This window comes from Nonomuraea sp. NPDC004354, assembly GCF_053602555.1.
Map to the genome: position 1 here is coordinate 327,278 of NZ_JBSGDV010000004.1, position 20,847 is coordinate 348,124.

Here is a 20,847-nt window from a genome sequence, read left to right on the forward strand (position 1 = left end):
GCTGCGCTAGCTTCGGGCGCGTGCTTGTCCCCGTGACCAGCCTCCCGCGAGCCAGCCTCGCCCGCGTTCTGGAGGAACTCGGTTCTACCCTGCTCGACGTCGTCTGCGGCGATGTCGAGCAGGCCGGCGATGTCGGCGGCGTCGTCATCTACGACCCGCTCGACGAGCCCGAGCTGCCGAGCCGCGCGCTGGTGTTCGGCGTCGGCCTGCACGACCCGGCCGACCTCGCCCGGGTGGTGACCCAGCTCGGCCGGCACGACGCCGTCGGCCTCGTGGTCCGCGCGCCGGTCGTGCCCGACGACGATCTGGTCGCGGCGGCGCGCGAGGCGGGGGTGACGGTCCTGTCCTTCGCGCGCGGCGCGTCATGGACGCACCTGGCGGGGATGCTCCGGTCGCTGACCGCCGAGGGCGGCGGGCTGGACGGCGCGGACGCGCACACGGTCGGCCGGATCAGTTCCGGCGACCTGTTCGCGGTCGCCAATGCCATCGCCGCGCTGCTCGACGCGCCCGTCACCATCGAGGACCGCAACTCCCGGCTGCTGGCCTTCTCCAGCCGGCAGGAGGAAGCCGACCACTCGCGGGTCCAGACGATTCTGGGCCGCCAGGTCCCTGAGCACTACACGCGCATCCTGGAGGAGCGCGGGGTGTTCCAGGCGATCTACCGCAGCGACCGGCCCGTCTACGTGGCGCCCCTGCCCGAGCCGGTCGACCCGGCGCTGCCGCCGGAGCTGCCCCGGGCGGCGATCGCGGTGCGGGCCGGGGACGAGATCCTCGGCACGATCTGGGTGGTCGTCCCCGAACCGTTGGACGAGGAGCGCAGCGAGGCGCTGTACGAGGCGTCCAAGCTGGTCGCCATGCACATGGTGTGGCAGCGCGCCGACGCCGACATGGAGCGGCGGCTGCGGACCGAACTGCTGAGCACCGCCCTGGAGAGCGGGCCGGGGGCGCTGGAGGCGGTCCGCCGCCTCGGACTGAAGGACGAGCCCGCGGTCGTCCTCGCGCTGACCGTCGTCGGCTCGGCGGCCGAGCACCCGCTGCCCGCCCAGTTGGCCACCGAGCGCAAGCGGCTGGCCGACGCCTTCGCCATGCACCTGTCCGCGGCGCACCCGCGGGCCGCCGCGGCGCTCATCGGCGACGTCGCCTTCGGCGTGCTGCCCCTGCCGCAGAGCAGGGAGCAGAACCGCGAGGACACCGAGGAGCGCGCGGTGTGGATCGCCGCCGAGTTCCTGGCCCGCGTCGGCTCGCGGCTGCGCCCGCTGATCGGGGTCGGGCCGCTCGCCGCTGACAGCTCGGCGCTCGCCCGGTCACGGTCGGGGGCCGAGCGCGCCCTGCGCGTCCTGCGCTCGGGGGTCGGTGGGCAGCAGGTGGCCCGCCTGGACGACGTGCACGTCGAGGCACTGCTGATCGAACTCGCCGACCTCGTCCCGCGCGGCGACATCCCCAGCGGGGCCGTCGCACGCATCGTCGCCTACGACAAGGAGCACCAGACCAGCCTGGTCGCGACGCTCCGGGCCTGGCTCGACGCTTTCGGCGACGTCGCGGTGGCCTCGGCCGCGATGTACGTGCACCCCAACACCTTCCGCTACCGGCTGCGCCGGGCCGCCGAGGTCGGCCGGCTCGACCTCGGAGACCCGGGCGCGCGGCTGTCGGCCATGCTGCAGCTGCGCCTGATGTCGATCAGGTCTGCCCCGGACGGCTGACGCCCCGCAGGCCGAGCGTGCCGATCAGGAACGCCAGCCACTCGGCGTCCTGCGCGACGGCGACGTCGTGGGCGGTCGCCGCGCCGTGGCCGGCGTCCTCGAAGACGTGCAGCAGGATCGGCGCCACCCCTTGCTGCGCGGCCTGCAGACGCGCGGCGAACTTGCGCGCGTGCCAGGGCCTGCACCGTGGGTCGGTCGCCCCGGCCTGCAGGTAGACCGCCGGGAAGACGCCGGGCTCGACCAGCTGGTACGGCGAGAGCCCGAGCAGCCGCCGCACCTCGGCGGGGTCGTCCGGGTCCGCCCACGCCTTGCGGATGACGAAGTCGAGGTAGGGGTCGCGGGTGCCGCCGATGAGGTCGAGCAGCGGGGCCCTCGGCAGGACCGCACGCCACAGCTCGGGCCGTCGGGTGACGGCGATCCCGCACATGAGGCCGCCGTCGGAGCCGCCGGTCAGCGCGAGCCGGTCGGAGGTGGTGAGGCCGGTGGCGAGGAGGTGCTCGGCGACCGCGACGAGGTCGGCGTCGCGGACGTGCTTGCGTTCCCGGTGCGCGGCCAGGTACCAGTCGCGGCCGAACTCGCCGCCACCGCGCAGGTACGCCTGGACCAGCACGCCTCCGGCGGCGACGAAGGCGGCCAGGTCGGGCTGGTACTGCGGCAGGAGCGGCACGTTGGCCGCGCCGTACGCGGAGATCAGCACCGGCGCCGGCGCACCGGCGGCGCCGCGCACCACGTGGTACGGCACGGCGACGCCGTCCGGTGCGAGGGCCTCGCCCTCCTCCAGCACGGCGTCGAGGACGACCGCGGGGGGCGTCAGCGTCTCCGGTTCCCTCTCGCCGGGCCGGTGCCGGTAGACGCCCCACGAGCTGGTGAGGGTGGAGAAGGCGAAGACGAAGTCGGCCGCGGGCGTGCCGGTGGCCAGGGCGGTCAGCGGGAAGAAGGGCGCGGCGAGCGCGCCCCTGCCGGGCAGGGGGACCTCGCCGGTGACGGCTCCTGAGCGGTCGAGGATGCGCACCCTGGCGAAGGTCCGGTCGAACTCGCTGAGGTAGAGGTGCTCGCCGACCGGGGTGAGGGAGCGCAGCACCGTGTCACCCTCCGGGACGAGCTCGGTCCACCCGGCCGGGTCGCCGGGGTCGGCCGCGTCGAGCGGGATGGCGACCACCCTGCCGCGCGGGGCGCCGACGTCGGTGACCGCGATGTAGCGGTCGCCCACGACGTGCCCGGCGATCGTCCCCGTGCAGCCGGTGACGAAGGGCCGCCAGGCCGTGTCGGGGCCGGACATGTCGCGCACCGCGACCGGGACGGGGCTGCCCACCCGGTGGGCGGCGACGGCCCAGCGGCTGCCGGTCGACATCTGGACGAGCGTGTACTCGCGGGAGCCCTCGCCGACCGGGATCGGCTCCGGTTCGGTCGCGCCGCCGAGCCGGTGGAGGAAGACCGCCTGCCGGAACTCCTCCGGCGTACCGGTGAGCGCGAAGAAGTAGAAGCCCGTGCTGTCCGGCAGCCACGAGACGCCGCCCGCCCATGCGCTGTGCAGGACCTGCTCGGGCGCGCCGTCGAGCTGCCGCCCGGAGGCGACGTCGACGAGGCGGATGGTGTTGTGCTCGCTGCCGTCGGTGCACAGGCCGAGCGCCAGGACGCGGCCGTCGGGCGCGGGCGCCAGCCAGGACACGACCGGCGGGTGCTCGCCCTCGCCGGATCCGGCCAGGTCGACGACTGTCCGCCCGTCTCCCAAGGGCGTGTCCGCGACGACCACCGCGGGCGCCGAGCTTCCTGGCTGAGCCACGACGCGGAACCAGCGGCCGGAGGCGTACTTGGGCAGGGCCGGGCGGGAGCCGGCGTCGTAGGCGCGGATCAGGTCGCGGACGGCCTCCGGGTCCTGGCCGGCGTAGACGACGGCGGTGGCGAGCTCGGCCTGCCGCCGCTGCCACTGCCGCACCTCCTCGGTCTCCTTCTCCAGCCAGCGGTAGGGGTCGGGCACGCGCACGCCGGCGACGTCCTCGAAGACCTCGACGGTGCGGGCGGGCGGGTAGGAAGCGGTCACGGTGACTCCGGCTCGTGTGGGGGCTGGGCTCCGGTCTCGAACTCCGCGCGGAGCCGCTCGAACGCGCCGGGGACCCGGGTCACCCGGCGGACGTGGATGAGCGCGTCGTAGGCGGCAGGGAAGTCGTCGACGGGGTCGAGGCCGCCGGCGGCCAGCGTGCCGTCCACCCCTTCGAACAGCCCGGCCGGCTCGTGGCGCAGGTCGACGGCGGCGACGGCCGGGCCGAGGCGCTCCAGCCGCGACTCGATGGCGTTCGGCGGCAGGATGCGCTCGTGGAGGGAGACGTCGCAGTCGAACGGGCGCGGCGAGCGCTGGGTGAAGCGCACCTCGGGGCCGGAGCCGTACGTCATCCCGATGACGACGGGATCATCGCCGAGCAGGCCGCCGAGCATCGGCCGGCCGTGCAGCGGCGTGCGCCTGACATGCGCGTTGTGCGCGCTCACGACGACCCGCTCCTCGCGCTCCAGGATCCAGCGCACGGTGTCGGCCATGAACACGTCGCGCGGGTACGGCCCGGCGTCCGGCCCGTCCAGCTCGGCGAGAAAGGCCCCGATCGAGGCCCCGCACCGGCGCACGACCCCGTCGTCGTGCGCCGCCGTACGCTCCACCAGGTCGCGGAGGCCGTCGAGCAGCCGGGTCCGCTCGGCGGCCGGCATGGCCTGGTAGCGGATCGCCGCCTCGGTCCGGCCGCCCAGGTCGCTGAGGCGACGGAGCTCCTTGTCGCCGGGCAGCTCCGGCAGCCGGTCGAGGCAGGCGCGCACCGCCGGTCCGGGTGAGGTGGAGGAGCCGGGCAGGTCCATGCCGTAGAAGCTGACCTTCGTCGGGTTCGCGGCGTTCCACTCGCGCATCCAGGTCAGCTGCCGCCGCATCGGCTCGCACTCGCCGAACCGGTAGGTGATGCCGTCGCGGGCGACCGTCCCGACCTCGCCGGGCCCGCCGTGGATCCACGCGTCGACGGCCAGCCCCTCGGCGAAGCCCGACTCCATCACGAAGGCGGTGAACCCGTGCTCCTCCACGAGCAGGCGGAACAGCTCGTCCTTGAGCTCGTAGAACTCCGTGATGTTGTGCGCGCCCTCGCCGAGGGCCACCACCCTGGCGTCGCCGGCCAGGTCTCGCACTAGCTGTGGAAGTACCATAGTTCCGGCGTGTACAGGAAGCTGATCAGGGCGTTGAACGACGACTGCGGGCCCGACAGGGTGTTCTTCCACACCACCAGCGTGTGCGGGGTCGGCAGGAAGAGCACCGGCAGGTCCTGGGCGAGGCTGGTCACCTCTGCCGACAGCGCCTTCTGGTCCGCCCCGAAGGTCGAGGCGCCGATCAGCTTGTCCACCTCGGCGTTCTTGTAGCTGCCCAGATTGAAGCTGCCCTCGGTGTTGAACACCGTGTTGCTGCTCGGGTAGCCGGCCGCCAGGTAGAGGGGGCCGTAGTCCTGCATCGCCCACTCGTTCTTGGTGGCGGGGGCGAAGGTGTTGCCGTAGTTGGCGTACATGTAGTTGAGCGACTTGGTCACGATCTTGACCTCTATGCCGAGCTTCTTGGCCGCTGAGGCGAAGGCGACGTCACGCGCGCCGACGAAGGCCGGAGAGCTGGCCGAGGCCAGGGTGAAGCTGATCGTCTGCCCCTGCGGGATGTCCGCGCCGCACTGGCCGGGCCCGGTTCCGGGACGCTCGCAGGTGGTGGCGCCGTTCGGCGCCACCTTCCAGCCGTTGTCGGTGAGCAGCTTCTCGGCGGCGGCCGGGTCGTAGGGGTAGGGCGGCTGGTCGCCGAAGGCGGGCGGGTAGGGGGATCCGTTGCCCGCGGTGCTGTAGTTCGGGGAGGCGGCGCCGTTGTAGATGCCGCGGCTGGCGATGTAGCCCTGCTGGTCGACCAGCCGCTGCAGGGCCTGGCGGACGTACGGCTGCGCGATGACCTTGTCGAAGTTGTTGACGGTGTTCGCGAAGTTGATGACGAGCGAGTCGAACCGGGCCGGGGCGGGCGCGCCGTACACGTTGTAGCCCTTGGCCTTCAGCTGGCCGATCTGGGTGGCGAAGCTGGAGTCCAGCGTGCCGACGGTCAGGTTGCCGGCCTTGAACTGGTTGAGCACGGCGGCGGCGGAGGTGAAGGCCTTGAAGTCGATCTGGTCGAGCCGTGACTCCCCCGGCCCGCTGTAGGACTCGTTGCGCGCCAGGGAGAACGAGCCGGTCGTCGGGTCGAAGCTCTTGAGCCGGTAGGGGCCGTTGACGACCTGCCAGAGCGGGTTGCCGGCGAAGGTGGCCTGCGACTCCGACTCCTTGGTGAGGTACTTGTAGATCGCCTTGGCGTTCTTCGGCTGCTTGTAGTCGAGGTGCGGGCCGCCGGTGGCGGCGATGTTCCACTCGGTGGAGGGCAGCACGTACAGCAGCGTCAGCATGGACAGCAGGTACGACGGGTTGTACGCGGTCTCCAGCTTGAGGGTGAGCGTGTCAGGCGCGGCGGCCTCGGCGCTCACGCCGTCGGGGAACTGTCCGGGGGTGTAGAAGCTCCAGTTGGCCGGGCTCTCCTTGAGCGCCGCCTTGAGCAGGGCCAGGGAGAAGACGACGTCGTCGGCCGTGACCGGCTTGCCGGTGGACCACTTGTAGTCCTTCATCTTGATGGTCACGGTCTTGCGGTCCGGACTGTAGACGGGCGGCTCGGCCAGGCTCAGCTCGGCGTCGGCGACCTGGTCGCCCTCGCCGCTGGGACGGTAGAGGGAGCGCCACAGCTGGCCGCGGGCGATGACGGTCCCGTTGGCGGCCGCCGGCGGGTAGGGGTAGATGTAGTTGGGGCTGAGCCCGGGGGTCAGCGCGACCGTGGCGGTCCCACCCTGCTTGGGGGTGCCGGTCTGCACGGGCTTGGCGGTGTAGCTGCCGGCGATGTCCTTCGTCGTGTTCCCACCGCCGCCGGTGCACGCTGTGGCCAGCACGGCGACGGCGGCGACGGCTGCCACGGAGAGGCGGCCTCGGTGCTTCATTGATGGCTCCCTGGAGAAGTGTGCGGGGTGCGTTGACGATGCACCGGCGGCTTCGGCCCGTGTTCGGCGGTGCGGACAATTCCGCGCGCCCGCCTCCGTCCTGGCGAACAGGTCATCAGTCGGCCCGGCGCCCGACCGCGTCGCGGAGCGCGTCGGCGAGCAGGTTGAGCGCCAGCACGGTGAGGACGATGCAGCCGCCGACCGGATAGACCAGCCACCAGTAGTCGGCGGAGATGAAGGTGACGCCGCTGGCCAGCTGGCTGCCCCAGTCGGCGGTGGGGTAGGTCAGGCCGAAGCCCAGGAAGCCCAGGGCGGCCACGACCAGGACGGCGTCGGCGACCTGGAAGGTGATGGTGACGATGATGACGCCGAGCGCGTTCGGGATCAGGTGGGTGAGGATGGTCCGCCGGCGGGAGGCGCCCATCAGCTTGGCGGCCAGCACGAACTCCCTCACCCGCAGGGTCAGCACCTCGCCGCGCACCAGCCGGGCGGAGACGAGCCAGGAGAATCCGCCGATGACGAGGCTCAGCGACAGCGCGTCGGCGTGGAAGCGGGCCGACAGGATGAGCACGAAGAACAGGAACGGGATCGACAACATGACGTCGACCAGCCGCATCATGAACCCGTCGACCACGCCCCCTGCCAGCCCCGCCACGGCCCCGTAGACGGTGCCGATCGTGGTGGCGACAAGCGCGGACAGCAGCCCGATCTGCAGCGACACCTGGCCGCCGGACATCAGCCGGCCGAGTACGTCGAAGCCGTTGGTGTCGGTCCCGAGCGGGTAGCCGGGGCCGGGCGGCAGCGCCGCGTTGACCAGGTCCACGTCGGTCTGGTTGGTCTGGTAGAACAGCGGCCCGAGGAAGCAGAACCCGGCGATGAGCAGCAGGAGCAGCCCGCCGGCCAGGCCGAGCGGATGCCGGCGCAGCCCGCGCAGGACCGACCGGGTCGAGACCCGGTTCCTGTCCGCCGACGTCTCGGCCTCGGGGGATGGAACGGCGGTCAGGTCTGGTGCGGTCATGCGCTCAGCTCGATTCGGCGGTCGGCGGCCGCCACCGCGACGTCGGCGATGAAGTTGCCGGCCACGGTCAGGACGCCGCCGATGAGGGTGTAGGCCAGGAGCACCGGGTAGTCCTCGCGCTGCAGGCTGTTGAGGAACAGCAGGCCCAGGCCGGGATAGTTGAAGAGCGACTCGACGATCAGGTTGCCCGCCAGCAGCGTGGGGACGAGCGTGCCGACCAGCATGACCAGCGGCAGGCAGGCGTTGCGCAGCAGGTGGCGGGTGAGGATCAGCCGCTCGGGCAGGCCCTTGGCGCGCGCGACTCGCACGTAGTCCTGGCCGAGCTGGTCGAGGGCGGCGGAACGCTGGTACTGCGCGAAGATCGCGACGCTGGTGACCGCGAGGGTGATGACCGGCAGCGCCATCGCCCGCGGATCGGTGAAGACGACCCACGGCGAGTGCGACTGCGACGCCTCCGCCGGGAAGATCGGGATCGTCTGGCTGAAGACGGCGATCAGCAGCAGCCCGAGCAGGAACGACGGCGTCGCGTAGAGCACGTACGACGCCGCGGTGGCGACCCGGTCGACGAGGCTGTTGCGCCGGACCGCCTGCAGGATGCCGAGCGGGACCGCGACAAGCAGCGCCAGCACCAGCCCGGCCAGCGACAGCATCGCGCTGCGGCCGGCGTTCCGCGCCAGCAGCGCGCCCACGTTCTCGTTCAGCTTGTACGACCGGCCCAGGTCGCCCTGGAGCAGCTGGCCGAGGTAGCTGATGTACTGCACGACGACCGGGCGGTCGAAGCCGTGCTCCCGGTTGAAGGCCGCCACGGCCTCCGGCGAGGCGCGCTGCCCGAGGACGACACGTCCCGGGCTGTCCGACACCAGGTGCAGCATGAGGAAGACGACCGCGGAGATCCCGAGCAGGACGAGGAGCGAGACCGCCAGGCGGCGGAGCACGTACCAGGTCATGAGCGAGACTCCGCTCGGCGCAGTGGGTGGTGGCAGGCGACGTGGTGGGTGCCGGTGACCGGTGTCAAGGGGGGCTCCTTCTGGGCGCACAACTCGGTCGCCAGGGCGCACCGGGTGCGGAACCGGCAGCCGCTGGGCGGGTCGATGGGGCTTGGCAGCTCGCCGTGCACCCTCGCGGCCGCAGGGGGTCGCGGCGCATCGGGGTCGGCCTCAGGGATCGCGGCCAGCAGCCCCGCGGTGTAGGGGTGCGCGGCTGAGCCGTACACCTCCTCGGTGGTGCCGGTCTCGACCAGCTTGCCCAGGTACATGACGCCGACGCGGTCGGCCAGGTACCGCACCACCGCGAGGTCGTGCGAGATCACCACGCTGCTGAGCCCGCGTTCGAGCTGGATGCGGCGCATCAGGTTGAGGACCTGCGAGCGGATGGAGACGTCCAGGGCGCTGACCGGTTCGTCGGCGACCAGCACCTTCGGGTCCAGGGCGAGCGCGCGGGCCAGGCCCACCCGCTGCCGCTGCCCGCCGGACAGCTCGTAGGGGTAGCGCTCCAGCATGCTCGCCGGCAGGCCCACGTCCCGCAGGAGCTCGCGGGCGCGGGCGGTGCGCTGGGCGCGGGTGCCGATCCCCTGGATGGCCAGGGGTTCGCGCAGGATCGTGCCGATGCGCATGCGCGGGTCGAGGGAGGCGTTGGAGTCCTGGAACATCATCTGCAACTGGGTACGGCGGGGCCCCAGCGTCCGGGCGCTCATCCGGGTGACCGGTTCGCCGTCGAAGATCACCTCACCGGAGGTGGGCCGGTCGAGAGCCACGAGCATGCGGCCCAGGGAGGACTTGCCGCAGCCCGACTCGCCGACGAGCCCGAAGGTCTCCCCCGCCGCCACCTCGAAGCTCACGCCTGAGACCGCCTTGACGGTGCGGCGGCCGCCGAACAGGCCGGCCCTGCCCGCCGGGTGCTCGCGCCGGAGGTCGACCACGCGCAGGCGCGGCTCCGTGACGACCGGCGCCGGGACGACCAGCCGCGCGCGGGCCCTGGCGGCCGGGCCGTCGGCGGGGTGCCAGCAGGCGTAGACGTGGCCGTCGGCCTCGGTCGCGGGCGTCGGGGGCTCCTGGCGGCACCGGTCGGTCGCGGCGGCGCAACGCGGCGCGAACGGGCAGCCCGCCTGGGCCACGGTCAGGTCCGGGGGCGCCCCGGGGATGCTGAAGAGCTCCTCGTTGCGGTCCTGCGTGAGCGACGGGATCGAGGAGAGCAGCGCCTGGGTGTAGCGGTGCCGTGTCCGGGCGAACAGCACGGGCGTCGGCCCGGTCTCGGCCACGCGCCCGGCGTACATCACCCCGACGCGGTCGGCATGCCGGGCGATCACCCCCATGTCGTGGGTGACCAGGATCATCGACATGCCCAGCCGGGACCTGAGGTCGTCGAGGAGGTCGAGGATCTCCGCCTGGATGGTGACGTCGAGCGCGGTGGTCGGCTCGTCGGCGATGACGAGCCGGGGCTCGCAGACCAGCGCCATCGCGATCATCACGCGCTGCCGCATGCCGCCGGAGAGCTGGTGCGGGAAGTCGTCCAGCCGCTCGGCCGGCCGCGGCAGCCCCACGAGGGCCAGCATCTCCTCGGCGCGGGCGCGCGCCTCCCGCTTCGAGGCGCCGCGGTGCAGCCGAACCGGCTCGGCGACCTGCTCGCCGATGCGCTTGGTGGGGTTCAGCGCGGTCATCGAGTCCTGGAAGACCATCGCCACGTCGTTGCCCCTGATCGCGCGGTACTGCGCGGCGGGCAGCCCGACGAGCTCCCTGCCGTCCAGGTCGATCGAGCCGGCGGTGACCCGGCCGCCGGCCGGCAGCATGCCCATGATCGCCAGACCGGTCATCGACTTGCCGGACCCTGTCTCGCCGACGATCCCCAGCGTCTCGCCTCGGTCGAGCGTCAGGCTGACGCCGGAGACGGGGCGGACGACCCGATCGCCCCGCCGGATCTCGACCGACAGGTCACGGATCGTCAGCACGCGGCCGCCATCCGCCTTCGTGGAATCATCGGCCGTGCTCAAGGCAGTGCTCAAGGCAGTGCTCTCCCAATCCATTCGACGATAGTGGGACCCGATCCCCCTGGTGGTGTTCGTCACGTCGATCGAACCTTGAAGCCCGCGTTCGTCCACCGGGACGAACTGATCGCCGCGAGCCGTCGCGGCGGGGCGGGAATCGTGAACGGCCAGGCGTTCTGTCCCGCCGGTCGCGTACCGAACCTCGCGGGACAGAACAGCCAGGCGTTCAGGACGGCGCGCGCCGGTCGGCCCGGCCGGTGTGCAGGTAGAGGGCGCGCCCCTGCCCGTCGTCTCCGAGGAAGGCGAGCGGCGCGCGGACGCCCCGCTCGGGTTCGGTCGGGAGCACCGAGTCGCCGCGCCAGGCGACCAGTTCGGTGCGGTACGGCGCCTCGTCCAGGTCGGCGGTGACGCCAAGGGGTACGCGGTCCAGCCACAGCCGCCCTTCGGCGTCCCGGCTCACCGTGGTCCGCGAGGTGCTCGACAGGTAGGTACCGGCGTAGCGGGCGGCGTTCAACGGGGGCGCGGCCGGGTCCGGCCGGGGCGCCTCGCCCGGCTCGACGCCGGCGAGTTCGCCGAGCACGCGCCCGGCGAGCTCGCGGAAGACCGGCTTCGGTGTGCCGCCGTTGGTGAGGATCACCAGCGCCACGTCGCGCTCCGGGACCACGCGCAGGAACGCCGACTGGCCGATGGTGTTGCCGTCGTGGCCGAAGACCGCCCGGTCGGGGCGGTGGAAGAGCTCCCAGCCGAGGCCCCAGCCGGTGCCCTGGTCGAGATCCGGCTGGGTGACCTGCGGCTGCCGCATCGCCCGGACGCTCTCCTGGCTGAGCACGGCGCGGCCGTCCGGCCCCAGGCCGCCGGCCAGGTGCATGCGGGCGAAGGCCAGCAGGTCGCGGGCGCGCATCGCCAGCATCGAGCCGGCCGGCGCGTTCGATCGGGCCAGCGCCCAGACGCGGGTGGGTTCGAGCGGGCCACCGGGCTCCTGCTCGATGTGCCCGACCGCGGCGCGGTGGAGGATCGCGTCGTACGGGTCGTTCGCGGCGTGCGTCAGGCCCAGGGGCTCGAACAGGTGCGCCCGCATGCAGTCGTCGAACGGCCTGCCCCGGACGACCTCGACGATCCGGCCCAGCACGCAGAAGCCGGCGTTGTTGTAGGAGAACATCTCCCCGGGCTCGAACAGCTGCGGCACCTCGCGCAGGAGGTCGACGTACTTCTCGAGGCAGTCGTCGCCCTTGCCGGTGTCGGTGAAGATGTCGCCTTCGAAGCCCGCGACGTGACACATCAGCTGCCGTACGGTGATCCGCGCGGCCGCGCGCTCGTCGGCGATCACGAAGCCGGGCAGGTAGGCCCGCACCGGCGCGTCGAGGTTGAGCCTGCCCTCGTCGACCAGTTGCATGGCCAACGTCGTGGTCAGCACCTTGGTGATCGAGCCGATCTGGAAGAGCGAGTCGGCCGTGGCCTCGACGCCCGTGACGGTGTTGAGCAGCCCGGCCGCGGCGTCGGCCGTCCCGTCGCCGGCGCAGACCGCCACCGCCGCCCCTGGTACCTGGTTCTCCGCGAGCAGATCCGGCAGCCGGTGCCGCAACCACGCAGCGATCTCATCCAGTTTCGACACCGATTTCCCCTCTGGCTCGTTTCCGGGGGAGCATAGGGGCGGCGGACACGGTGGTGTTCGTCAGGTCGCACCACTGGCGGCCCGCCCGTTCGTGGGCTCGGCCAAGCGTCTTCCGGACTGCCGGGCTTCAGCGCCCGCCCGAGGCCGTGATCTCGCGCTTGAGCCGTATCCAGTCCTTGGGAGAGTTGACCGCCACGGCGCCCGTCGCCACGCCCCGCCGGGTGAAGGCCACCGCGAACCGGTCCTCCTCGAGCGATCCCGCGACGATCTGTGCCTCGTCCGCCAGGTGCGGGAGACCCGCGGTCTGGATCCTGGCGCCGTGCACGTGCGTGGCGAAGGACGGCACCTCGAGATAGGGCCTGGCGTCCTGCCGGCCGGCCAGGAGGTTCTTGGCGGCCACCCCGCCCTGGTCGTTGGCATTGGACCAGTGCTCCACGCGGACCAGCTCTCCGTCGTACATCTCGTGCGGCCAGCGGGCCACGTCGCCGGCCGCCACGATGTCGTCATGGCCGCGGGCGAAGAGCGTGGCGTCGCAGAGCAAGCCGTCGTCGAGCGCCAGTCCGCTGCCCTCCAGCCACTCGGTGTTGGGCGTCACGCCCGCCGCGGCCACCACGAGGTCCGCGGGAATGCTCCTGCCGTCCGTCAGCGTGACAGCGGTCACCCGTTTCGTTCCCCGCACGCCGGACACCCGCACGCCTGAGATCAGCTCGACGCCGTTGCGCTCGTGATGCGCCGCCAACCACTGCCCCGTCGCCGTCCCCAGAGTGCGGCTCATCGGGTACGGCCCCGCGTCGACGACGGTCACCTTCACCCCCAGCCCGCGGGCGGTTGAGGCGACTTCTCCCCCGATGAACCCGCCACCGATGATCACCAGATGCTCGGCGCCGGACTCCAGTTCCGCCCGCAGGGCCAGCGCGTCCTCGATGGTGCGGAGCGTGTGCACTCCGTCGAGCGGCCCAGGAACGCTTCGCGGTCTCGCGCCTGTGGCGATGACCAGACCGTCGTAGCCCACCTCGGAGCCGTCGTCGAGAAGGACCGTCTTGTCGGTGGTGCGCAGCCGTACCGCCTGCCGGCCGCGCAGCCAGTGGTCGTCCAGCTCCTCCGCGCCGGGCAACGAGACGTCGTCGTCCCCGCGAAGGACGCTCTTGGACAGCGGCGGGCGGTTGTAGGGCGTGTGCTTCTCCGCGCCGATCAGCGTGATGTCCCCGTCGAACCCTTCTCGCCGGAGACTCTGGACCGCGCGGAGCCCCGCGAGGGAGGCGCCGACGACGACAACTCTTCGTAGGTTTCTCATGGCCGACAACATACCCAAGGGGGGTATATGCAGACGATGTGATCTTCGTCTCATATACCCTCACCCGGTATGGGTTGCGACTTCGACCGCGGGCGCATATGGTGCAGGATGCCGATACCCGCCCGGGGTATTTGAGGAGAGGGTGAAAGTGATGACCACCAGTACGTTCGTTGTATCCGGAATGACCTGCGGACACTGCGTCGGCACGGTGAAGTCCGAGGTCGGCAAGGTCTCCGGAGTGTCCGCCGTCGATGTCGAGCTTGCCTCCGGCAAGGTGACGGTGACCGCCGACGGACCCGTCGACGAGGCCAGGGTGAGGGAGGCGGTCGAAGAGGCGGGATACGAGCTCGTCGGTAGCTGACTCGACCAAGCTCCCACCAGGCCGGTGCGCAGGCGGCGCGCCGGCCTGTTGTCATGTCCGAGCGCCGGCACCCTTCCTCCTGTCGCCGGTAGGGCCGGAGCCGGTCCGCGCGGGCGACAGATGACCGGAAGGGTGCCCACGGCTTGCCCACCACGGGTCCCGACCGAATGTCAGCCTGATGGACGAGCCACGATAGTAGGCGATCGATGCCCGTCTTCCCTCAGACAACCTGGCAAACCCGGCGAAATGGCTGCGCCACTTCTGTACCATTTCGGCCACGGCTACGCGAGTACGAGGGAGCATCGTAGTGGTGAAGTTGAGGTCGGCGGCTGTCGTGCTTGCTCTGGCCGCCCCGATCTCCGTACAGGGAGGCGCCCTCGCCGCGCCACCGCCCACCATCCCTGAGGCCCGAGCCCGGCTCGTGAAGCTCAACGAGCGCGCTGATCAGATGGTCGAGAAGTACAACCAGGCCACGGAGACGCACCGGAAGGCCAAGAAGAAGTACGACTCCCTCAACGCCGACCTCAAGGCGAAGGGAGCGCGCGTCGACGCCCTGCGCCAGAGCCTCGTCACGGTGGCGGTCAACCGCTACCAGTACGGCGACCCGACCGGCTGGGGGCATCTCTTCGTCCAGGGCGAACCACAGGCGATGCTGGGATCGCTCGCCTCGATCGAGCAGATGGCACAGACCAGCACAGCGGAGCTGGCCGCCTTCGAGGCGGCCACGAAGGAGCTGCGTGAGCAGCGGGTCGCCGCCAAGACCGCCCTGTCCGAGGCGGACGCCGCGCGTGACCGCGTCCGCGGTGAGAAGACGAAAGTCGACAGCCTGGTCCGCGACCAGATCAAGCTCCTGCGCAGACTGGGCGCCTTCAAGCAGGGCGACCCCACCAGCACGGGCGTCACGTACACCGGCTCCGCCTCGGGGAACGCGCGCCTGGCCCTCCAGTTCGCCTACGCGCAGATCGGCAAGCCGTATCGATACGGCGCCACCGGCCCCGGTTCCTACGACTGCTCCGGCTTCACCCAGGCGAGCTGGCGGGTGGCCGGTGTCGAACTGCCCCGCACCACCTGGGACCAGTGGAGCTGGGGCGCCGATCGCCGCGTGTCCCTGGACGAGCTGCAACCGGGAGATCTCCTCTTCAGCAAGGGCCTGGGCCATATGGGCATGTACGCCGGCAACGGAAAGATGGTCCACGCGCCCCAGACCGGGGACGTCGTCAAGGTCGTCGACCTGGACGATTACTGGCGCAACCGCCTGCTCGGAGCGGTGCGTCCTTGACGCGGCGCCACCGGGCGGCCGCGGCCAGGCGCCTCTGTCCTGCGCGTGTCCCCAGGGTCGTGCCTGAGGACGCCGGCATGGCCGGAGACGCCATTGTCTCCGGCCATGTCGGGGGTTCTTCTCCTCCTCGCCGCCGCCCTACTTGAAGCCGCGCAGCCTGAGGCTGTTGCTCACCACGAAGACGCTGGAGAACGCCATCGCGGCACCGGCGATCATCGGGTTCAGCAGCCCCATCGCGGCCAGCGGCAGGGCGGCCACGTTGTAGGCGAAGGCCCAGAACAGGTTGCCCTTGATGGTGCGGAGCGTCCGGCGGGACAGCCGGATGGCGTCGGCGGCCACCCGCAGGTCGCCCCTGACGAGGGTGAGGTCGGAGGCCTCGATGGCGGCGTCGGTGCCGGTGCCCATCGCCAGGCCCAGGTCGGCCTGGGCGAGGGCGGCGGCGTCGTTGACCCCGTCGCCCACCATGGCGACCGTCCGGCCCTCGGCCTGCAGTTCCTTGACGACGTCCACCTTGTCCTTGGGCAGCACCTCGGCGATCACCTCGTCGATGCCGACCTCGGCCGCGACGGTCCTGGCGACCGCCTCGTTGTCGCCGGTGAGCAGCACCGGGGTGAGACCGAGCGCGCGCAGCTGCCGGATGGCCTCGGCGGAGGTGGGCTTGACCACGTCCGCCACTTCCAGCACCGCGCGTGCCTTGCCGTCCCAGCCGACCGCGACCGCCGTACGGCCGGCGGCCTGGGCCGCCTCCAGCGCACGCTCGAGATCGACGGGCAGGTGCTGGGACCATTCGGCCAGCAGCTTGGGCCGGCCGACGAGGACGGCGTGCCCGTCGACGATGCCCTGGACGCCGAGGCCTTCGATGTTGGCGAAGTCCTCCGGGGTGGGCAGGCTGCCCACCTTGTCGGCGGCGCCGCGTGCGACGGCCTGGGCGATGGGATGCTCGGAGGCGTGCTCCAGCGCGCCTGCCAGGCGCAGGACCTCGTCGGCGTCCTCGCCGTCGGCCACGTGCGTGGCGACCAGCGTCATCCTGCCCTCGGTGACGGTGCCGGTCTTGTCCAGCACCACGGTGTCGACCTTGCGGGTGGATTCCAGCACCTCCGGCCCCTTGATCAGGATGCCGAGCTGCGCGCCCCTGCCCGTGCCGACCAGCAGCGCCGTCGGCGTGGCCAGACCCAGCGCGCACGGGCAGGCGATGATCAGCACCGCGACCGCGGCGGTGAAGGCCGCGCCCGCGCCGCCGCCGGTGCCCAGCCAGAAGCCCAGCGTGCCCAGGGCCAAGGCGATGACGATGGGGACGAAGATGCCCGAGATGCGGTCAGCCAGCCGCTGGACCTGCGCCTTACCGGTCTGCGCGTCCTCGACCAGCTTGGCCATCTGGGCCAGCTGGGTGTCGGCCCCGATCCGGGTGGCGCGCACGACCAGGCGACCACCCGCGTTGACGGTCGCACCGGTGACCGCGTCGCCCGGCCGCACCTCCACCGGGACCGACTCGCCGGTCAGCATGGAGGCGTCGACCGCGCTCGAGCCCTCCTCGACCACGCCGTCGGTGGCGATCTTCTCGCCCGGCCGCACCACGAACCGGTCTCCCACCGCCAACTGGCCGGTGGGGATGCGGACCTCGACGCCGTCGCGGAGGACGGCCACGTCCTTGGCGCCCAGTTCCAGCAGCGCCCGCAGCGCGGCGCCCGCCCGGCGCTTCGACCGGGCCTCGAAGTAGCGCCCCGCCAGGATGAACGCCGTCACGCCCGCCGCGGCCTCGAGGTAGATGTTGCCCGAGCCGTCGGTCCTGGCGATGGTGAACTCGAACGGGTGGGTCATGCCGGGGGTGCCGGCCGTACCGAAGAACAGCGCCCACAGCGACCAGCCCAGCGCGGCGAGCGTGCCCAGGGAGACCAGCGTGTCCATGGTCGCCGCGCCGTGGCGCAGGTTGGTCCATGCGGCCTTGTGGAACGGCCAGCCGGCGTAGACGACGACCGGCGCGGCCAGCGTCAGCGACAGCCACTGCCAGTTGGTGAACTGCAGCGGCGGGATCATCGCCATCGCGATCACCGGGATGCTCAGCGCCAGCGAGGTGAACAGCCGGTTGCGCAGCGGACGCAGCTCGTCCTCGGGCTCGGCTTCGGGGGCCGACTCGGCACGCGGCGGCGCGGGGAGCGCGGCGGTGTAGCCCGCCGACTCCACCGTGGCGATCAGCTCCTGCGGGTCCACTCCCTCAGGAAAGGTGACCTTCGCCTTCTCCGTCGCGTAGTTGACCGTCGCGGTCACGCCCTCGAGCTTGTTCAGCTTCCGCTCGATCCGGTTGGCGCAGGACGCGCAGGTCATGCCGCCGATCGATAGTTCGACCGAGCCTTGGGGCTTGTCGTCGGTGAGGGAGGACATCACCTCTCCTTTCTCAGGGTCCTGCGGATCAGTGCTTGTGGTCGCCGTGCCCGCCGGACTTCGCGGTGCTCGGCGTGGGCTTCGCGGTGGCGGTGGCGGTCTGCCCGGTGTTCACGGTGAAGTCGGCGGTGCGGACCTTGCCCTCGTGCTGGAAGTCCAGGAAGAGGCGGTAGTCGCCCCTGCTCGGCACCTCGGCGTAGAAGACGATCTCGGGGCCGGCCTTGGTCTTGCCGTCGCCGGGCTCGCCGTCGGGGTGCACGTGCAGGTAGGCCAGGTCGCTGCCGCGCAGGGCGACGAGGTGGCCGTAGGCGCCGAGGTAGGGCTGCAGGTCGGTGACCGGCTTGCCGTCCTTGTTCACCTTGAGGGTGAGCTTGCTCGCCTGGCCGGGAACCAGGTCGCCGTCCAAGGTGACGGTGTAGCCGTCCACGTCGGCCGTACGGCTGGCCGCCGGCAGCGCCTTGGGCGTGTAGTCGCCGGCCACGAGCAGATCCGCGCCGAGCGTCAGGGCGCTGCCGCCGGTGGGGGCGAAGTCGGCGAAGGCCCGGTAGGCGCCCGCCGCCGGCAGCGTCAGCTTCACCGACCAGACACCGTTGCCCGCCTCCACCGGGTGCAGGTGCTGGAAGCTGCCGAGGTCCCTGGAGACCACGATGAAGTGGAGCTTCTTGTCGTGCTGCACCTGGTAGTCGGTCACGGCGCCACCGTTCGGGCCCGTCACCGTGAACTGGAAGTCGGTCGGCTCGCCAGGCTTGATCGTGGTGGTGAGCGGGTTGAGCGTGTAACCGTTCTCGGACACTTGGAGCCCCCCGGGGGTATCTTCTGAAGCCGCCTCAGCGGGCTTGGCGTTCGTGGTGTGCGTTCCGCCGTCGTGTGCGCCTGTCGGCCGGCTGCTCGGGGTGTGGCCCGCGCCCTGGCTGTGGCTGTTCGCCTGGGGCGGCGCGCCGACCTCGCCGACCGCGTTGCCCACGCCCAGGGCCCCGCCGAAGACGACGGCAAGGCCCAGGACGTAGGCGCCGAGCTTGGCTGGAGTGTTCACTGGTTCGTCACTTCGTATCCGGCCGCCTCGACGGCGGCGACGATCTGGCCGGCCTCGACGGGCTGCTCGCTCTGGACGGTCAGCAGGCCGGTGGCCAGGTCCACCTCGACGCCTGTCACTCCCGTGACCTCGCTGACCTCTTCCTTGACCGAGCTGACGCAGTGGCCGCAGGTCATGCCCTTGACGGTGTAGGTGGCGGTGCTCATATCGATTCACTCCTTCAGGAACGGACGAGTCGTGCGATGGCGTCGGTGGCTTCCTTGACCTTGGCTTGCGCTTCGGGTCCGCCCTTGACGGTGGCCTCGGTGACGCAGTGGGCCAGGTGCTCTTCGAGGAGGGACAGAGCGAAGGACTGGAGGGCGCTGGTGGCGGCGGACACCTGCGTGAGGATGTCGATGCAGTACTTGTCGTCCTCGACCATCCGCTGCAGGCCTCTGGCCTGCCCTTCGATCCGGCGCAGCCGCCGGAGGTGGTCGTGCTTCGCGTCGGTGTAACCGGCCATCACCCGCTCCCCTCGCTCTGTCTCCTACGAGAACACCATACCCCCCTAGGGTATTCCAATGTCAAATTCGCGCGGGGTCGGGCTGCTCCTGCACGGCCGCCGGCCGGCGCATGAGCACCAGCGAAAGCAGCGCGCCGGCCACGGCGACGACCGCCGCCCCGATGAAGGCCGCTTGGAAACCCTCCGTGAGCTTGCCGAGGTCGCCCAGCTCACCGGCCCCCTGCGAGGTGGCGATGGCGGTCATGACCGCCAGGCCGAGAGCCGAGCCCACGTTGTAGGTGGTGTTGACGATGCCCGAGGCGAGACCGGCGTCCTCAGGACGCGCTCCCGACATCGCCGACATCATGGCCGGGATGTAGGCCAGCGACATGCCGACCGCGGCGATCAGGCTGGCAGGCAGCACGTCGGCGACGAAGGTGCCGTCAGGCCGGGCGAAGGACAGCCCCGCGACCCCCGCCGCCAGGACGAGCAGGCCGAGGACGATGAGCGGCTTGGCACCGAAGCGGCCGAGCAGCCTCGCGGTGATCCCGATCATGAAGATCATGATGGCGACGGTCATCGGCAGCAACGCCGCGCCGCTGGGGAAGGCGCCGTAGCCGAGCACCTGCTGCAGGTAGAGGTTCAGGAAGTACCACATCGGAATCCACGCCGCACCCAGCAGGGTCATCGCCAGGTTGGCGGTGGCCAGGCCCGGCGTCCGCCAGATCGACAGCGGCATCAGCGGCGCCTTCACCGTGCGCTGGATGACGAAGAACAGCGCGAGCAGTGCCGCACCGCCGAGGGCGACGGCCCAGTTCATGTCGACGATGGCGTAGACGACCAGAGCGACTCCCGCGGTGGCGGAGATGCCGCCGAGCACATCGACCGAGCCGCGCCTGCCGGGAGTGGCGGGAAGAAGGGCGGGGACGGCCAGCAGGGTGGCCACGCCGATCGGGATGTACACGATGAACACCCACGGCCAGCTGAGGTACTCGGTGATGACGCCGCCGAGGAAGACGCCGGCCGTACCGCCGGCCGGGGCGGCCGCGCCGTACAGGGACATGGCCTTGCCGAGCTCGCGCGGGTCGTGGCTGAAGAGCATCATCAGCAGCGTCATGGCTGCCGGGGCGATGAGCGCGCCACCGACACCCTGGACGGCCCGGCCGAGGATCTCGACCCACGCGCTGCTCGCGGCCGCGGCGACGACAGAACCGATGATCAGGATCGCCCAGCCCGCCGTGAAGATCTTGCGGGCGCCGAACAGATCGGACAGGCGACCGCCCAGCAGCAGCAGCCCGCCGAAGGCGACCACGTAGGCGTTGAACACCCACTGCAGGCCGCCCTGGGAGAAGCCGAGGTCGCGCTGCATGTCCGGCAGCGCCACTCCGATGATCGACGTGTCCATGATGACCATGAATTGCGCGGCGGCGAGCACGATGAGTGCCCACCACCGGCGCGGATTTGCTGACATGACGCTCATTCCTATACCTGGTAGGGGTATGTGTCTTCGACGGCAGGGAACGTAACATACCCCCATGGGGTTTGCAAGAGACCGGGTTTCCCGCACGTCCGCGTGAGGCGGCCCCCCGTTCGGCTCCATCGGCGCCAGGACCACGGAAAGGGGCTCCGGATCAACTCCGAAACCCCTTGCCGGAACCCCGCTCGGCGTCGATTCAGGTGGCGGCCGTCCTCGACGCCGGA

16 protein-coding genes are annotated in these 20,847 nt (G+C 71.5%); 3 read left to right on the forward strand and 13 right to left on the reverse strand.

Annotated elements, in window-relative coordinates; genetic code table 11:
* The first annotated feature begins 20 nt into the window (after positions 1 to 20).
* The gene (locus tag ACWENQ_RS16330; RefSeq protein WP_449919057.1) at positions 21 to 1,700 is read left to right on the forward strand and encodes a PucR family transcriptional regulator; all 1,680 of its coding nucleotides are present in this window, start codon (positions 21 to 23) and stop codon (positions 1,698 to 1,700) included.
* Here ACWENQ_RS16330 and ACWENQ_RS16335 read toward each other — a convergent pair.
* The 8 genes from ACWENQ_RS16335 to ACWENQ_RS16370 form a co-directional block, all read right to left on the reverse strand.
* Positions 1,678 to 3,741 (reverse strand): prolyl oligopeptidase family serine peptidase, encoded by a 2,064-nt coding sequence (locus ACWENQ_RS16335; RefSeq protein WP_452414823.1) that lies wholly within the window; start codon positions 3,739 to 3,741, stop codon positions 1,678 to 1,680. The genes ACWENQ_RS16330 and ACWENQ_RS16335 overlap by 23 nt on opposite strands.
* Positions 3,738 to 4,859, reverse strand: coding sequence for an erythromycin esterase family protein (locus ACWENQ_RS16340; RefSeq protein ID WP_452414825.1), 1,122 nt, complete (start codon positions 4,857 to 4,859; stop codon positions 3,738 to 3,740). The genes ACWENQ_RS16335 and ACWENQ_RS16340 overlap by 4 nt, the downstream gene beginning before the upstream one ends.
* Positions 4,859 to 6,709 carry an ABC transporter substrate-binding protein gene (locus tag ACWENQ_RS16345; protein WP_452414826.1) on the reverse strand — a complete coding sequence of 617 codons (1,851 nt, stop codon included), beginning with the start codon at positions 6,707 to 6,709 and terminating at the stop codon, positions 4,859 to 4,861. Before ACWENQ_RS16345 ends, ACWENQ_RS16340 begins: the two co-directional genes overlap by 1 nt.
* A 115-nt stretch (positions 6,710 to 6,824) precedes the next feature.
* Positions 6,825 to 7,727: an ABC transporter permease gene (locus tag ACWENQ_RS16350; RefSeq protein ID WP_449919047.1), complete on the reverse strand. Its 903-nt coding sequence runs from the start codon at positions 7,725 to 7,727 to the stop codon at positions 6,825 to 6,827.
* Positions 7,724 to 8,674 (reverse strand): ABC transporter permease, encoded by a 951-nt coding sequence (locus tag ACWENQ_RS16355; protein WP_449919045.1) that lies wholly within the window; start codon positions 8,672 to 8,674, stop codon positions 7,724 to 7,726. Before ACWENQ_RS16355 ends, ACWENQ_RS16350 begins: the two co-directional genes overlap by 4 nt.
* On the reverse strand, positions 8,671 to 10,671 hold the full coding sequence (locus tag ACWENQ_RS16360; protein ID WP_452414828.1) for an ABC transporter ATP-binding protein: 2,001 nt from the start codon (positions 10,669 to 10,671) through the stop codon (positions 8,671 to 8,673). Before ACWENQ_RS16360 ends, ACWENQ_RS16355 begins: the two co-directional genes overlap by 4 nt.
* A 262-nt stretch (positions 10,672 to 10,933) precedes the next feature.
* A complete protein-coding gene (locus ACWENQ_RS16365) occupies positions 10,934 to 12,319 on the reverse strand; it encodes a serine hydrolase domain-containing protein (RefSeq protein WP_452414829.1) in 1,386 nt (461 codons plus the stop codon).
* A 127-nt stretch (positions 12,320 to 12,446) separates the two neighbouring features.
* Positions 12,447 to 13,613, reverse strand: coding sequence for an NAD(P)/FAD-dependent oxidoreductase (locus tag ACWENQ_RS16370; RefSeq protein ID WP_452414831.1), 1,167 nt, complete (start codon positions 13,611 to 13,613; stop codon positions 12,447 to 12,449).
* 151 nt (positions 13,614 to 13,764) lie between these two features.
* On the opposite strand from ACWENQ_RS16370, the gene ACWENQ_RS16375 reads away from it, so the two are divergent.
* Both ACWENQ_RS16375 and ACWENQ_RS16380 read left to right on the forward strand, forming a co-directional pair.
* Positions 13,765 to 13,974 (forward strand): heavy-metal-associated domain-containing protein, encoded by a 210-nt coding sequence (locus ACWENQ_RS16375; protein WP_452414832.1) that lies wholly within the window; start codon positions 13,765 to 13,767, stop codon positions 13,972 to 13,974.
* A gap of 307 nt (positions 13,975 to 14,281) precedes the next feature.
* Positions 14,282 to 15,253: a C40 family peptidase gene (locus tag ACWENQ_RS16380; protein ID WP_452414833.1), complete on the forward strand. Its 972-nt coding sequence runs from the start codon at positions 14,282 to 14,284 to the stop codon at positions 15,251 to 15,253.
* 138 nt (positions 15,254 to 15,391) lie between these two features.
* Here the strand turns inward: ACWENQ_RS16380 and ACWENQ_RS16385 are convergent, their stop codons facing one another.
* From ACWENQ_RS16385 to ACWENQ_RS16405, 5 genes are all read right to left on the reverse strand, one after another.
* Positions 15,392 to 17,632 carry a heavy metal translocating P-type ATPase gene (locus ACWENQ_RS16385; RefSeq protein WP_354908221.1) on the reverse strand — a complete coding sequence of 747 codons (2,241 nt, stop codon included), beginning with the start codon at positions 17,630 to 17,632 and terminating at the stop codon, positions 15,392 to 15,394.
* 28 nt (positions 17,633 to 17,660) lie between these two features.
* Positions 17,661 to 18,665: a hypothetical protein gene (locus tag ACWENQ_RS16390; RefSeq protein WP_449919032.1), complete on the reverse strand. Its 1,005-nt coding sequence runs from the start codon at positions 18,663 to 18,665 to the stop codon at positions 17,661 to 17,663.
* The gene (locus ACWENQ_RS16395; protein ID WP_354908218.1) at positions 18,662 to 18,871 is read right to left on the reverse strand and encodes a heavy-metal-associated domain-containing protein; all 210 of its coding nucleotides are present in this window, start codon (positions 18,869 to 18,871) and stop codon (positions 18,662 to 18,664) included. The genes ACWENQ_RS16390 and ACWENQ_RS16395 overlap by 4 nt, the downstream gene beginning before the upstream one ends.
* 14 nt (positions 18,872 to 18,885) lie before the next feature.
* Positions 18,886 to 19,167, reverse strand: coding sequence for a metal-sensitive transcriptional regulator (locus tag ACWENQ_RS16400; protein ID WP_449919027.1), 282 nt, complete (start codon positions 19,165 to 19,167; stop codon positions 18,886 to 18,888).
* Between the two features lie 61 nt (positions 19,168 to 19,228).
* Positions 19,229 to 20,617: an MFS transporter gene (locus ACWENQ_RS16405; RefSeq protein WP_449919025.1), complete on the reverse strand. Its 1,389-nt coding sequence runs from the start codon at positions 20,615 to 20,617 to the stop codon at positions 19,229 to 19,231.
* Positions 20,618 to 20,847: the final 230 nt, after the last annotated feature.

Bases quoted from the DNA above. Each gene is read 5' to 3' on its own strand.
- ACWENQ_RS16370 (WP_452414831.1), bottom strand. From the start codon at position 13,613: ATGAGAAACCTACGAAGAGTTGTCGTCGTCGGCGCCTCCCTCGCGGGG.
- ACWENQ_RS16375 (WP_452414832.1), top strand. From the start codon at position 13,765: ATGACCACCAGTACGTTCGTTGTATCCGGAATGACCTGCGGACACTGC.
- ACWENQ_RS16350 (WP_449919047.1), bottom strand. From the start codon at position 7,727: ATGACCGCACCAGACCTGACCGCCGTTCCATCCCCCGAGGCCGAGACG.
- ACWENQ_RS16400 (WP_449919027.1), bottom strand. From the start codon at position 19,167: ATGGCCGGTTACACCGACGCGAAGCACGACCACCTCCGGCGGCTGCGC.
- ACWENQ_RS16345 (WP_452414826.1), bottom strand. From the start codon at position 6,709: ATGAAGCACCGAGGCCGCCTCTCCGTGGCAGCCGTCGCCGCCGTCGCC.
- ACWENQ_RS16385 (WP_354908221.1), bottom strand. From the start codon at position 17,632: ATGTCCTCCCTCACCGACGACAAGCCCCAAGGCTCGGTCGAACTATCG.
- ACWENQ_RS16395 (WP_354908218.1), bottom strand. From the start codon at position 18,871: ATGAGCACCGCCACCTACACCGTCAAGGGCATGACCTGCGGCCACTGC.
- ACWENQ_RS16355 (WP_449919045.1), bottom strand. From the start codon at position 8,674: ATGACCTGGTACGTGCTCCGCCGCCTGGCGGTCTCGCTCCTCGTCCTG.
- ACWENQ_RS16405 (WP_449919025.1), bottom strand. From the start codon at position 20,617: ATGTCAGCAAATCCGCGCCGGTGGTGGGCACTCATCGTGCTCGCCGCC.